Origin of the sequence: Bradyrhizobium sp. CCGE-LA001 (assembly GCF_000296215.2) — a bacterium.
Classification (GTDB): Bacteria; Pseudomonadota; Alphaproteobacteria; order Rhizobiales; family Xanthobacteraceae; genus Bradyrhizobium.
In genome coordinates this window covers 6,245,205-6,258,062 of the sequence record NZ_CP013949.1, presented here as the reverse complement: position 1 = coordinate 6,258,062, position 12,858 = coordinate 6,245,205, and the positions used below count along the sequence as shown (strand labels likewise).

10 protein-coding genes and 1 riboswitch are annotated in these 12,858 nt (G+C 57.0%); of the genes, 9 read left to right on the top strand and 1 reads right to left on the bottom strand.

The window, feature by feature from the left end; all coding sequences use genetic code 11:
- Window positions 1–117: 117 nt before the first annotated feature.
- Window positions 118–1,062 carry a transcriptional regulator NodD1 gene (nodD1, locus tag BCCGELA001_RS29070; protein ID WP_008558142.1) on the bottom strand — a complete coding sequence of 315 codons (945 nt, stop codon included), beginning with the start codon at window positions 1,060–1,062 and terminating at the stop codon, window positions 118–120.
- 646 nt (window positions 1,063–1,708) lie between these two features.
- Between nodD1 and BCCGELA001_RS29065 the strand changes: the two genes are divergently transcribed.
- From BCCGELA001_RS29065 to BCCGELA001_RS29025, 9 genes are all read left to right on the top strand, one after another.
- A complete protein-coding gene (locus BCCGELA001_RS29065; protein WP_060736890.1) occupies window positions 1,709–2,341 on the top strand; it encodes a NodA family N-acyltransferase in 633 nt (210 codons plus the stop codon).
- A complete protein-coding gene (nodB, locus tag BCCGELA001_RS29060; protein ID WP_060736889.1) occupies window positions 2,338–2,997 on the top strand; it encodes a chitooligosaccharide deacetylase NodB in 660 nt (219 codons plus the stop codon). The genes BCCGELA001_RS29065 and nodB overlap by 4 nt, the downstream gene beginning before the upstream one ends.
- 12 nt (window positions 2,998–3,009) lie before the next feature.
- Window positions 3,010–4,368 (top strand): chitooligosaccharide synthase NodC, encoded by a 1,359-nt coding sequence (gene nodC / locus BCCGELA001_RS29055; RefSeq protein ID WP_008558139.1) that lies wholly within the window; start codon window positions 3,010–3,012, stop codon window positions 4,366–4,368.
- A 29-nt stretch (window positions 4,369–4,397) separates the two neighbouring features.
- Window positions 4,398–5,009: a nodulation methyltransferase NodS gene (gene nodS, locus BCCGELA001_RS29050; protein ID WP_060736888.1), complete on the top strand. Its 612-nt coding sequence runs from the start codon at window positions 4,398–4,400 to the stop codon at window positions 5,007–5,009.
- Between the two features lie 27 nt (window positions 5,010–5,036).
- Complete coding sequence (nodU, locus tag BCCGELA001_RS29045) at window positions 5,037–6,746, top strand: nodulation protein NodU (RefSeq protein ID WP_008558137.1); 1,710 nt, start codon at window positions 5,037–5,039, stop codon at window positions 6,744–6,746.
- Between the two features lie 7 nt (window positions 6,747–6,753).
- Window positions 6,754–7,668: a nodulation factor ABC transporter ATP-binding protein NodI gene (gene nodI, locus BCCGELA001_RS29040; protein WP_008558136.1), complete on the top strand. Its 915-nt coding sequence runs from the start codon at window positions 6,754–6,756 to the stop codon at window positions 7,666–7,668.
- Between the two features lie 3 nt (window positions 7,669–7,671).
- Window positions 7,672–8,460: an ABC transporter permease gene (locus BCCGELA001_RS29035; RefSeq protein WP_008558135.1), complete on the top strand. Its 789-nt coding sequence runs from the start codon at window positions 7,672–7,674 to the stop codon at window positions 8,458–8,460.
- Window positions 8,461–8,769: 309 nt separating this feature from the next.
- The gene (locus BCCGELA001_RS29030) at window positions 8,770–10,845 is read left to right on the top strand and encodes a carbamoyltransferase family protein (protein ID WP_083543535.1); all 2,076 of its coding nucleotides are present in this window, start codon (window positions 8,770–8,772) and stop codon (window positions 10,843–10,845) included.
- A 229-nt stretch (window positions 10,846–11,074) separates the two neighbouring features.
- Window positions 11,075–12,064, top strand: coding sequence for a nodulation protein NodZ (locus BCCGELA001_RS29025; protein WP_060736887.1), 990 nt, complete (start codon window positions 11,075–11,077; stop codon window positions 12,062–12,064).
- Window positions 12,065–12,577: 513 nt separating this feature from the next.
- A riboswitch (cobalamin riboswitch) is annotated at window positions 12,578–12,778 on the top strand.
- Window positions 12,779–12,858 lie beyond the last annotated feature (80 nt).

Here is a 12,858-nt window from a genome sequence, read left to right as displayed (position 1 = left end):
TACTTGCACCAGCGCGCATCAATGCTTGAGTTGCTGCACCCTTAAAAGGCTTGTGCGCTAGAAGAACTGCTCACGAATGTAGCGAATTGGAAGTATCATGCGGTGTCTGCCGTGTATCTAGCAATGCCTGCGACGTCGGCCCGCCTCGTGCGTAGAAGCGATGTTGGCGGCCTCCTCCAGTATGATGCGCCGCATCCAAATACTTGCCGGATCGGCATTCTTGGCAGCAGGCCATTGGACGGCTTCGGTGAAGGACGGAAGCGGGAGCGGTGGTTCGACGATCTTCAGGAGCATCTCCTTCTCGAAATGCTTGGCCAATCTTAACGGCATAGTCCCGATGCGAACCGTGTCCAATATCACGGACGGAATCATGCTAAAGCCTTGCACGACGACTTCAATGCGCCTCTTCAGCCCGTGTTCAAGCAAGAACCATTCTTCAATGTTTGGCCTCAATGCGCGTCCAAACTTGGCTGCGACGTGCCCCATTGACATGTATCTCTCCACAGTAAGCTGGCGCGATAGCTGCTTGTTTGTGCGGCAGCCCACGCATACAAGGGTCTCCTCGAACAGCGTGGCCTTGGGATGCGCGCTCGACATGAACAGCTCCGGAAAGACAAGAAAGTCGACTTCGCCGCGCCTTAGAAGCTCATCGTGTTCATCACAGAAGGGCATCAACTCGAAGCGCACGGCCGGAGCCTCCCGCGCGACCCGGTCTATGATTCGTCGGAAGAAGACGATCGTCATAAAATCGGACAGGATGATCCTGAATCGTCGGCTCGATTGAGCCGGGTCGAAAGCCTCCCGCGAAATAATGGAGAGTTGAATATGCAGCAGAGCCTCGCGAATCGGGGCTGCTAGTCCTTCGGCTCGAGGTGTTGGGACAAGTTCGCGTCCCCTCATCGTAAATAGTTCATCGCCGAAATAGGTGCGTAACCGGGCAACGGCGGCGCTCATGGCTGGCTGGCTCAAGTGGATTTTGCGTGCCGCCGCGGTGAGGTTGCGTTCTGTCATCAGAGCATCGAGCGCAACAAGAAGATTTAGATCAAGGCCCTTGAACCGCATAGTGTTGATCAATCCATCATGTGGATGTGTTCTATCGAAACAATCGATTTTACCTAGCAGTGGAAAATTGGATAGCAAACTTCAGTTTGTAGAAATGAAACAGGCGTATCACCATGGCTGGCATTCGTTGCGTCGGCTCCGAAATGAAGTGGAGGTCTGGTAGCCGTGCTCCCCGGAACGCCAGCCGAGTCACTTCGGGACGCGGCTGCTCGCCGCTGTAAGCAACTGCAGTGCTCAGGCTGGCCGATTGCTGGATCGGACCTCTTTCGCCTTGCTGGCGATAAACCTTTGTATGCGTCGTCCATTCCTTTCAATATCGACGGTTTACCCGCGTACAATTGAAGCGCGGCGCGAGTTTCCCTTAGTTTCACGGTGAGAACGGCATATGCGGATTGCCGCGCGTCGCGCGGCCCATCCCGTTAAGAGGCAAGTCGGAAATGCAAGAGGCGCTAGCAGACTCTGTGCAGGTGTTTCGTGCCCTTCATGCGATCGAGGCGGCGAGTCGCTGCGCGTGGGGCGAAAGTGAAGGACCCGCGCCATACACCTTTAGTCGCGTCGGGAAGCACAGTCCAGGCGGTGAGCAGGCATTGAGCGAGCGAGTATCTCAGGCCAAGCCGCTGAATCACGTAGCGCTGGGTGGTCTTCCATGAACGTTGCTGTATCTACTACTGCAGAAGGTCTCTCGATGCGCCCGCAGGTTCAGTGGAGAGTGCGCTGGGAAAGTGAGCTGTGCCTCGCCGACCACGTCGAACTCTCGGAGTTCTTTCGGCAGAGCTACGGTCCAACCGGTGCCTTCAATGCGCAGCCGTTCCAGAACAATCGCAGTTGGGCCGGTGCAAGGCCTGAAGTCCGCGCGATCGGTTATGACTCTCGCGGTATAGCCGCTCATATCGGCCTACTACGGCGGTTCATCAAAGTCGGCGAAGCCGATCTACTCGTAGGCGAACTGGGATTGTATGCGGTACGCCCCGATCTTGAGGGGCTCGGGATAACCCATTCAATGCGCGTTATGTACCCAGTTCTGCATGAACTTGGTGTTCCGTTTGGCTTCGGCACAGTGCGGCCCGCGCTGGAGAAGCATGTGACAAGATTGCTCGGCCGGCATGGCCTTGCGACGCTCATTTCCGGCGTACGGGTGCGATCGACCCAGCCGGATGTGTATCTGAACTTGCCGACTACCCGCATCGACGATGCTCTGGTTTTGGTGCTGCCGATCGAGCGTCCAATAGGCGACTGGCCAACCGGTGCGACTATCGATCGGAATGGGCCAGAGCTGTGAATCGTCACCATAGCGCGCCCTCGGTGCATAGCGAATTCGCTGACGCCGACAGAAGTCGCTGCGTCTATTTGACGTTCGACGATGGCCCAAATCCGCTTTGCACACCAGATGTCCTGGATGTGCTGGCAGAACTTAAGGTTCCGGCGACGTTCTTCGTAATTGGCGCCTACGCAGCACAACAGCCAGAGCTAATACGACGGATGATCGCAGATGGGCATGAGGTCGCAAATCACACGATGACGCATCCTGACCTGTCCAGATGCGAGCTGGCCAAGGTGCAAAGTGAAATATTGGGAGCCAACGACGTCATTCATGCGGCCTGCCCGCAAGCCTTGCTGCGGCACGTGCGAGCACCCTACGGGAGGTGGACCGAAGAAGTCTTCGTGGCAGCAGAGATGGCCGGACTTGCAATGGTGCACTGGTCCGTGGATCCACGAGATTGGTCGCGCCCGGGGGTTGATGCGATCGTGAACGCGGTGCTCGCCTCCGTCAGACCAGGTGCAATCGTGCTCCTGCACGACGGATGTCCTCCCAGCGAGCAGGGACAGTGCACTGCTTCTGGTCTGCGCGACCAGACGCTTACTGCCCTTTCGCAGCTGATTCCCGCACTGCAAGGGCGTGGTTTCGCAATCTCCTCCCTTCCTCAACTTCACTGAACACTGGACCCAATGGATTTGCTCGCCACCACCAGCACTGTCGCTGTCTCATGTTATGCGCTGCTCTCGACCGTCTACAAGACCTTGCAGGCGCTCTATGCTACGCCAGCAAGTGCGCCGGCGCCCTCAAGCGAGCTGACGCACACTTCCTCCACTTTGCCGAGCGTCGATGTGATCGTCCCGTGCTTCAACGAGGAGCCGCACACGCTCGCGGCCTGTCTAGAGTCAATTGCTGCCCAGGACTACACGGGAGAACTGCGTGTTTACGTGATTGATGATGGTTCAGCAAATCGCGCCCTCTTGGAACCCGTTCACAGTGTCTTCGCAACCGACCCCCGATTCAGCTTCATCTTGCTCAGCAAGAACGTTGGGAAGCGCAAGGCGCAGATAACCGCTATACGCGGTTCGAGCGGAGACCTGGTGCTCAACGTCGATTCTGACACGATGCTCGCAGCAGACGTGATCACAAGGCTCGCGCTGAAGATGCAGAATGCAAAGGTCGGAGCGGCGATGGGGCAGCTGACTGCCAGCAATCGATACGACACTTGGCTGACTAGATTGATCGACATGGAATACTGGCTGGCTTGCAACGAAGAGCGCGCGGCCCAGGCCCGCTTTGGCGCCGTAATGTGCTGCTGCGGCCCTTGTGCGATGTATCGTCGATCCGCACTTCTCTTGCTGCTAGATCAATACGAATCGCAGTTCTTTCGCGGCAAGCCAAGTGACTTCGGTGAGGATCGTCATCTCACCATTCTCATGCTGAAGGCCGGGTTTCGAACCGAGTACGTCCCGGAAGCAGTCGCGGCAACAGTGGTCCCGGACAAGCTAGGACCTTACCTCCGTCAACAACTGCGTTGGGCGCGCAGTACCTTCCGTGACACGCTCCTCGGCATGCGCCTGCTGCGGGAGCTTGACAACTATCTCACACTCGACGTTGTCGGACAGAACATCGGTCCGTTGCTTCTCGCCCTGTCGTCGATAATGGCGTTCGCTCAGCTCGCCGTGACGGCCACGGTGCCTTGGTGGACAATCGTGACGATCGCCACAATGACCATAGTTCGTTGCGGTGTTGCGGCGTTTCGGGCTCGCCAACTGCGTTTCATTGGCTTTTCGTTGCACACACCAATCAACATAGCTCTCTTGCTCCCCGTGAAGGCCTACGCTCTGTGCACGTTGAGCAATAGCGATTGGTTGTCGCGCAAAGTCGCCAACCCGCCGGCCGGAGAAGAGAAACAGGCTGTCCAGCATCCAATCATCCGCGGAAGCGCCGGCGAAGGAGCACAGTGTGCTCCGGCAGTTCGCACGGCGGATCTTTCGTGCAGTGCTGCTGGAAGGCTCGCTGCGAGCGACAACGTATGCGGCGGCGAGTGATCTGGCGCATTAGTAGGTGGACGCCTAGCATGCCTGACAAGAAATACCAGCTATTAGAGCGTGAATTGGCAGCCGATGACCCATGGTCCTTGGACAGTAATCCGTTCGAACAGGAGCGCTATGCCAAGTTGCTCCAGATGTCGCTGGCCAGGGGGAGCATCAGAAATGCGCTCGAAGTAGGGTGCGCTGCCGGTGCATTCACCGAAAGGCTCGCGCCCCATTGCCAACGCCTTATGGTGGTCGATGTCATGCGGCAGGCGATTACTCGGGCGCGCCAACGGACGAAGAGGTGGTCGCACATCACCTGGATCGTCGCGGACATCCAACGATTTTGGACCGCGGAGCCATTCGACTTAATCGTGGTGGCGGAGGTTCTCTACTACCTTGGCGACATAGCCGAACAGCGTGCTGCGATCCAGAGCCTCATTGATATGCTAGCGCCAGACGGGTGCCTGGTGTTCGGATCGGCGCATGATGAGACCTGCAGGCGCTGGGGACACCCTGCTGGTGCCGAGACAGCCATCGACATCTTCAGAGAGGATCTGGTCGAGGTCGAACGCCTACAATTCCGTGCGGAGTCGGGTGACGAAGAGTGCCTCCTCGTCCTCTTCCGAAATCCGGTTCAATCGTCAGGCAATTGAATTTCTGCCCATAGGCAAGGAGCAAGTATGCGCATCTGCGGTATCAAGCTAACCCATGACGGATCGATCGCCGTTGTCGATGACGGGCGGCTTGTCTTCTGCACCGAGCAGGAGAAACGCGGCAATAGCCCGCGGTACCAAACCATTGACAACTTGGACGCAATCGTAGCCTCGTTGGCCGAGCATGGTCTGGATCCGCAGGATATTGACCAATTCGTGATTGATGGATGGGACGGGGAGGTCGAGTCGTGCTTCCGGGTTCTCAGCGGATTGGTACCTATCGCTCTCAAAGGCGCACCGTATGTTGAACGGCGTGCCGAGGGTCTTCTCGATGCCAATGAAGGCTTTGGCCTGATCCTCGGGAGTAAGGCGTTCTCGTATCGCAGCTACCCGCACGTGACGGGACATGTTGCGTCAGCATACTGTACCAGCCCCTTTGCCCACGCCGATCAGCCCGCGTTCTGCCTCGTATGGGACGGCTCCATCTTTCCACGACTTTACTATGTTGAGCGCCAGGAGGCGCGGTTCATTGAATGCCTCTTTCCTATACTCGGTCACGCTTATGCTGCTGCCGGCCACCATTTCGGACCTTACAGACAGGCCAACCGCACCAGTTGGGACCTGGGCGTCGCCGGCAAGCTGATGGCCTACATCGCGCTCGGATCCGTTGATGAAAGCATCGTGGCCGTGTTCCAGGATCTGTATGCAAAGCGCTTTGCAGCAGATACTGAGCAGGCTCGTCGTTACCGTGCGGATATCTACGATGCGGAATCGTCGCTTCGAGCGATGCATGACTTCTTCGACGCATGCACGATACGACTGGGCTCCAAGCGGCCCGAAGATGTACTTGCATCGTTCCATGTGTTCCTCGAACGGCTTCTCGTCCAGGAAATCGCATTGGTGCTGGTGCGGCATTCCTCACTCCCGGGAGCGCGGAATCTATGTATAGCCGGCGGTTGCGGTCTCAATATCAAATGGAACAGTGCGCTACGCGCAACTGGGTTGTTCGATCATGTATGGGTGCCGCCCTTTCCGAATGACAGCGGATCCGCAATTGGTGCCGCGTGCTCGGCGATGGCTGCGGAGAAAGGCTTCGTACCGCTTGAGTGGTCCATCTACAGTGGCCCGGCCCTACAAGATTGCGAGATCCCGAAAGAATGGTGGGCACAGCCATGCAGCATGCGCGAGCTTGCAGCGATTCTCGCTACCAACAAACCCGTCATCTTTCTGACCGGGCGGGCCGAGCTCGGTCCACGGGCTTTGGGTGGCAGGAGTATTCTTGCAGCCGCGACTTCGCCAGCAATGAAGGATCATCTCAACGACATCAAACAGCGCGAGCACTTTCGGCCAGTGGCACCGATATGCTTGGAAGATCGGGCGCCGGCCATTTTCAGCCCCGGAACGCCCGATCCGTACATGCTCTTTGATCATCAGACACGAGAAGAATGGCGCGAAAGAATACCGGCTGTTGTCCATCTGGATGGCTCTGCGCGATTGCAGACGATCCCCAGAACGTCTCAGCACAAAGTGGCCGAGCTCCTGGTTGAGTATGAACGCATCACGGGAATTCCACTACTTTGCAACACAAGTGCCAACCAACACGGACGTGGGTTCTTCCCGGATGCCGCAGCAGCGTGCGATTGGGGGCGAGTTGACCATGTATGGTGCGACGGCGTGCTGTGGACCAAAACCGCCGTGACGGAGCGATCGTCCGCCGAACAACTTCTTCCAGCCTAGTATCGATATGTCCACCGCAGCAATCGACTTCGTCGGCATAAGGAAATCATTTGGTGGCAAGGTCGTCGTCGACGAGCTGTCGTTCACCGTCTCTCGCGGAGAGTGCTTCGGTTTGCTGGGGCCGAACGGCGCCGGTAAGAGCACAATCGCCCGTATGCTCCTTGGCATGATGTCGCCAGACGCAGGCGAGATAAGGGTACTCGGTGAGCCCGTGCCGAGTCGAGCTCGCTGGGCGCGTAAGCGCCTCGGTGTGGTCCCGCAGTTCGACAATCTCGAACTCGAGTTTACAGTTCGAGAGAATCTCCAGGTTTTCGGCCGCTATTTCGGAATGGGCGCGCGGAAGATCGAGAGCATGATCCCGTCACTACTTGATTTTGCTCGCCTCGAGAGCAAGGCGGGCACCCGTGTCTGCGAACTCTCAGGCGGCATGAAGCGGCGGCTGACTCTGGCGCGTGCTCTGATCAACGACCCCGATCTCTTGGTCATGGACGAGCCAACTACCGGTCTCGATCCGCACGCGCGTCACCTGATTTGGGAGCGCCTGCGATTACTGCTGGCGCGCGGAAAGACGATTTTGTTAACCACGCACTTCATGGAAGAGGCGGAGCGATTATGCGATCGGCTATGCGTGCTTGAGAATGGAATCAAGATCGCCCAAGGCAACCCTCACGCGTTGATCGAAGAGCAAATCGGTTGCGACGTAATCGAGATCTACGGGGGGCATCCACAGGAGCTGTGTGCATTAATCAGGCCTTTTGCGCGACACCTGGAAACAAGCGGCGAGACGGTATTTTGCTATGCGCGCGAACCGGAGCAGGTTCTCATGCACCTGCGCGGGCGCTTCGGCCTTCGCCTTATACAGCGCCCTCCAAATCTCGAAGATGTCTTTTTGCGACTTACCGGGCGTGAAATGGAGAAATGAGCGATGGGTGAGGGTTATGCAGCGGCCATGCCCGGCAACGCGTACAACTGGGTCGCCGTGTGGCTCCGCAATTTCTTGGCTTGGAAGAAAGTCGCGATTGCATCGATTCTCGGCAATCTCGCCGATCCGATAACCAATATGTTTGGCCTCGGCTTTGGTCTCGGGATCATCGTCGGACGCGTTGACGGTACTTCATACATTTCGTTTTTGGCGGGTGGTATGGTCGCAACAAGCGCCATGACGGCTGCGACCTTTGAAACCATGTATGCGGCTTTTGCCCGGATGGACACAAAGCGCACCTGGGAAGCTATTCTGTACACACAGCTCACGCTTGGAGACATCATCCTAGGTGAATTGGCCTGGGCCGCGAGCAAGGCGGTTTTGGCCGGGACAGCGATCGGTGTCGTCGCCGCCATATTGGGCTATGCGCCGTGGACGTCCATTCTGTGTGCGATGCCAACAATTGCTCTGACCGGCCTCGCTTTCGCAAGTCTGGCAATGGTCGTTATATCTCTTGCACCCACGTATGACTATTTCGTCTTCTACCAAATGCTTGTCGTCACACCTATGGTGTTTCTGTGCGGAACCGTCTTTCCGGTGAGCCAAATGCCGAGCTCACTTCAGCATTTGGCGGCCTTTTTGCCGCTGGCTCATTCGGTCGACCTCATCCGTCCAATGATGCTCGGCCGGGCGGCGCCCGACATCGGCGTACATGTCGGTGCGCTGTGCATTTACGCGGTATTGCCGTTTTTTGTGTCCACGGCACTCCTTCGTCGACGTCTGACACGCTGACGCAGCATTGCCCAAAACGCACCGGAGACTGAATGATGCAGTTCCCCGACGTTAACCGGCTCCGCACGTCCGGGTATCCGACGATCGCTTCGCCACGGTCTTCGGAAAACCGCCTGGGAAACGGTACGGCGGCCCGATTCGAATTACGGTCTTCAAATGCCAACACCACCTTGGATGATCGCATGTTCCATTGATCCGAACGGACATCGAACAATCTGAGTTGATATCCGACCCGCGCTCAGGAGAGAGCGAAAGTACAGCGTTGAACGGCACTTGGGGTCATTCTGTCATGATAAAATGGAGAACGAAATGCTGTGTCTAGGATTGAGCGGTGGGCTTGATAAAATCCATGAAAATCCACTCGAGCTGCCTAAGACGTTTCTACACGACGGCGCCGCGGTGCTTGTCCGGGACGGGCGGGTCATAGCAGCCGTCGAAGAGGAACGCCTCAATCGGATCAAGCACTCCAACAAATTCCCGAGCAGTGCGATCCGATACTGTCTCGCAACGGCCGGAGTGCAGCTCCGCGACATCGATCGTATCGCCTTCTACGCTACCGAAGCCTATTGTAATACCATGCTAGAGCGGCTGCTTGTGTCTCAGCCAGATGTCTCCATTCCATTAGATGCCAGGCTGTTACTGAGGAAGCTGCTGGCGCAGGAGTTCGGTGCTGAGGTCGAAGAATCTCAGCTCTCGTTCGTGCACCACCATCACGCGCACGCTGCGAGCGCATTTGCGATGTCGGGATTCGAGCAAAGTCTGGTTTTCGCGGTCGATGGCGGCGGTGATTTTCTTTCAGGAGTATTGGCGGTAGGGTCGGGCACCGAGATCACCGAAGTTGCAAGTTTCCCTGAGAATAACTCCCTAGGGCTATTCTATCTCGAGGCGATCCGATATCTCGGGTACGGTTTGTTCGACGAATATAAGGTCATGGGACTTGCTCCCTACGGAGATCCGGCGCCCTATCGCGAACTCTTCGGACAGTTCTACGAACTCTTGGACAATGGTGGCTATCGTGTTCACCTAGATCGAATCGGACCAACGTTGCTCCGCAACATCCAGGTTCGAAGAAAGGGAATGCCATTCACGCAGCAGCATCGAAACGTGAGTGCTTCGCTGCAAGAGGCTCTAGAGCGGATCGTGTTTCACGTCCTTCGGCAATATCGGAACTCGACTGGCATGAAGCGTTTGTGCCTGGCTGGAGGGGTGGCCCACAACTGTACCATGAACGGTAAGCTGCTCTACTCCGGACTGTTCGAAGACATATTCGTCCAACCCGCTGCGCATGACGCTGGTTGCGCACTCGGGGCGGCTTTAATGGTGTCGAAGGGTTTGGGCGTGCCGGCTCCAGTCGAGCGTCTTCAGGATGTCTATTGGGGCCCCGACATCGGAACCGAGCGATCAGTAGAACGCGAGCTGAATGCATGGGCGGCCCACCTCGACGTTGAGCGTCGTGATGACATAGCGGCGAGTGCCGCTGGTTGGATGGCTGATGGGGCCGTGATCGCTTGGGTCCAGGGTCGTTCTGAGTTCGGGCCACGTGCGCTGGGCAATCGCAGCATTCTTGCCGACCCTCGGCCGGCGTCAAACAAAGACCGGATCAACGCAATGGTCAAAAAGCGGGAGGGCTATCGTCCGTTCGCGCCATCAGTGCTGGAGGAGGATGCTAACGAATTCTTCGAGCTCCCGGAGGGCAAGCGCGAATTCCCATTTATGAACTTCGTGGTGCGCGTGCGCGATCCCAAACGTAGCGTGCTCGGTGCCATCACGCATGTCGATGGTACGGCTCGGCTGCAGACCGTATCCCGCAAAACAAACCCGGTCTACTGGGAGGTTATCAATGCGTTCAAAGAGCGGACGGGCATTCCCGTTCTGCTCAATACGTCGTTTAACAACAATGCCGAGCCGATCGTAGAGTCCGTTTCTGACGCGATCACTACATTCTTGACAACCGACTTGGACGGGCTTGTGGTTGGGCCGTTCTTCGTCAAAAAGCGAACTACAGGGCTGGACGACTGGGCTGCGCTCGCCGTTTCGTTGCCCGCTTATGCGTCCCTTCATCGAGTGCGCGCCTTTACTGCAGAAGATCAACAGGAGACTGCGTGCGAGATCCGAAGGGGACACTCGAGCCGCGACAATGTGCGTATCTCACACGGTTTGTTCGATCTTCTGATGCAGATCGAGGGGGAGGCGGTCCTTGGATCTCTTCTTGGCACAATTACTTTAGACCGATCGAAACAGGAAGCTCTTGTGAAGGAACTGTTGGGATTGTGGGAGCAGCGTTGCGTTCGACTGCACCCGCCTCGCGCTTCTCGCAACGCCGATGGCTTTGGTACAGGGCACGCGGAAGCAAAGCCGGCGCTCATCAATATGGGCCCTATCTAGACGCCGCCTGCCGGCGTAGCAAAGGATGAAACGGCTCAATGAGCAGGATACCAGCCGGTGCTTGGCAACTTCCTCCTCCAACGGCTAGGTACCAGGCCATGCGATCGTTGCTGTGTAGCTCTACACCGCAAGCGTCCGAGATCTGGCCCCTCAGGTTGCCGTCGGACCCATACATTGGAGTCTTGTAGTACGTTCTCCCGTCCAACCAATATACGATTAGGCAACGCGAATGCTGGTCAGTGACTCGATGAATAATCGGTTCGTGGTCTCTCGACGACGGACCGGGTTTGGTGATTGCCTATGGTCGTTGGCATCGGCTTGGCGTTACGCAAAGCGGACCGGGCGCACATTGGCAATCGATTGGCGTGGCTCGTGTTATCTCGATCAGCCATTCACCAATGCCTTTCCAGTGTTCTTCGAACCAGTTCAAGACATCGACGGTGTACCGGTCATTTGCGATGACCAGATCAATCAGGTGTCATTTCCAGGGCCGTTCTTCCCACGCTGGTGGAATAAAACGCCGATAGATTGCGTTTATAGGCCAGATGAACAGATCTTCCAGGAGCGTGACGAACTAGGTCAACTCTTCCTAAGTCCGGAAGATGTTGACGCCAACACTGTGGTGTGTGACGCCTGCTTAATGTGGCGCTGCGATGAGGATGCCGAACGGCAGATATTTCGGACAGTTAAGCCCCAAGCTGGGATTCAGGCTCGAATTGATGCCATTTACCGGGAGCTTTTTGAGGGGCAGAGCATAATTGGAGTTCATGTTCGTCACGGCAACGGCGAAGATATCATGGGGCATAAGCCGTATTGGGCGGATCCGGAGCTTGCCTTTCGGCAGGTATGTACGGCCATCCAAAAAGCGAAAGCGTTACCGCATGCAAGGCCGGTGAAGGTGTTCTTGTGCACCGACAGCGCGTTGATTCTCGAAAGGCTGTCTGGAATATTCCCCGATCTCTTCACAATCCCAAAGCATTTTCAGGCACCTCATGCTGGACCGCTACACAGTGCAGAACTTGGCACCGAAGGCGGTTTTTCTGCTTTAATTGAAATGTATCTCCTGGCCCGATGCGACACCGTCATTCGGTTTCCACCAACGAGTGCTTTCACCAGGTATGCTCGCCTCTTCGCACCACGCGTTATGGAGTTCGATTTGACGGACCCGACTCGGTTGATCCTCATTCAAGGATCGTCGGAACGGTTCGCGGATACATGACAGCCGAAAGCTGCAGCTCAACGTCTCGAATATTGGCTGCTAGAAGTTTGCGGCGATAGGTATGCCTGCTTGGATCAGATACCGGTCTGCTGGCGAGGGTAGATTGCGAATGATGTGGATCGTCTTCTAAGGTCATAGAAGAGTGGAACGGCGCCTGATGCCTTCGTGATCGAGGTGGCTAAAGTTCCAGGAAGCTGCCTGCGGTGCGGTGATCACCTGATCGACGGTTCTTGCGCCTGAATTTGTTCATTCGAAAAGTCCTACACGGCTCTCTCGGACAAACCGCCTCGCAACCTGCGGAATGATCAAGCCTCCGAAGCTGACAACCGGGCGCCTCGCGCGCTCGCTGTCTCGGACCATGAACCATGATCTAGCGATCGCCGGCGGCGGTCGCCGGCAAATGGTGCGGCAGGCGACCGAGGCAGCACGCCCCCAAGGTCGCGTTTGCCACAATCAATCGGCAACGAGGCGGCGGCGGAAATTCAACGGTTGACGGAACGATTGGTTTGCAGGTAGTGGAGTTTCGTTCGAGGTTCTCTGGATCCCGCTCGATCCGGAGCTAAGAGGGAAGCCGGTGTGATGCCGGCGCTGCCCCCGCAACTGTAAGCGGCGAGCCCCTGTCCAATGTTGTCACTGAAGCCGGTTGGCTTCGGGAAGGCCGGACAGCAGCCATGACCCGCGAGCCAGGAGACCTGCCCCGACAACATTTTCGTCCACGGGCGGGGTGTCCCGGTGGTGTGTCGCGAAGTTGTCGCTGCGGCGGCCTTTACCTGCGCATCCACCATCGCCTTGCC

Excerpts from the sequence above, each read along its gene's own strand:
- nodD1 (WP_008558142.1), bottom strand. The coding sequence starts at position 1,062 with ATGCGGTTCAAGGGCCTTGATCTAAATCTTCTTGTTGCGCTCGATGCT.
- BCCGELA001_RS29065 (WP_060736890.1), top strand. The coding sequence starts at position 1,709 with ATGAACGTTGCTGTATCTACTACTGCAGAAGGTCTCTCGATGCGCCCG.
- nodC (WP_008558139.1), top strand. The coding sequence starts at position 3,010 with ATGGATTTGCTCGCCACCACCAGCACTGTCGCTGTCTCATGTTATGCG.
- nodS (WP_060736888.1), top strand. The coding sequence starts at position 4,398 with ATGCCTGACAAGAAATACCAGCTATTAGAGCGTGAATTGGCAGCCGAT.
- nodU (WP_008558137.1), top strand. The coding sequence starts at position 5,037 with ATGCGCATCTGCGGTATCAAGCTAACCCATGACGGATCGATCGCCGTT.
- nodI (WP_008558136.1), top strand. The coding sequence starts at position 6,754 with ATGTCCACCGCAGCAATCGACTTCGTCGGCATAAGGAAATCATTTGGT.
- BCCGELA001_RS29035 (WP_008558135.1), top strand. The coding sequence starts at position 7,672 with ATGGGTGAGGGTTATGCAGCGGCCATGCCCGGCAACGCGTACAACTGG.
- BCCGELA001_RS29030 (WP_083543535.1), top strand. The coding sequence starts at position 8,770 with ATGCTGTGTCTAGGATTGAGCGGTGGGCTTGATAAAATCCATGAAAAT.
- BCCGELA001_RS29025 (WP_060736887.1), top strand. The coding sequence starts at position 11,075 with ATGCTGGTCAGTGACTCGATGAATAATCGGTTCGTGGTCTCTCGACGA.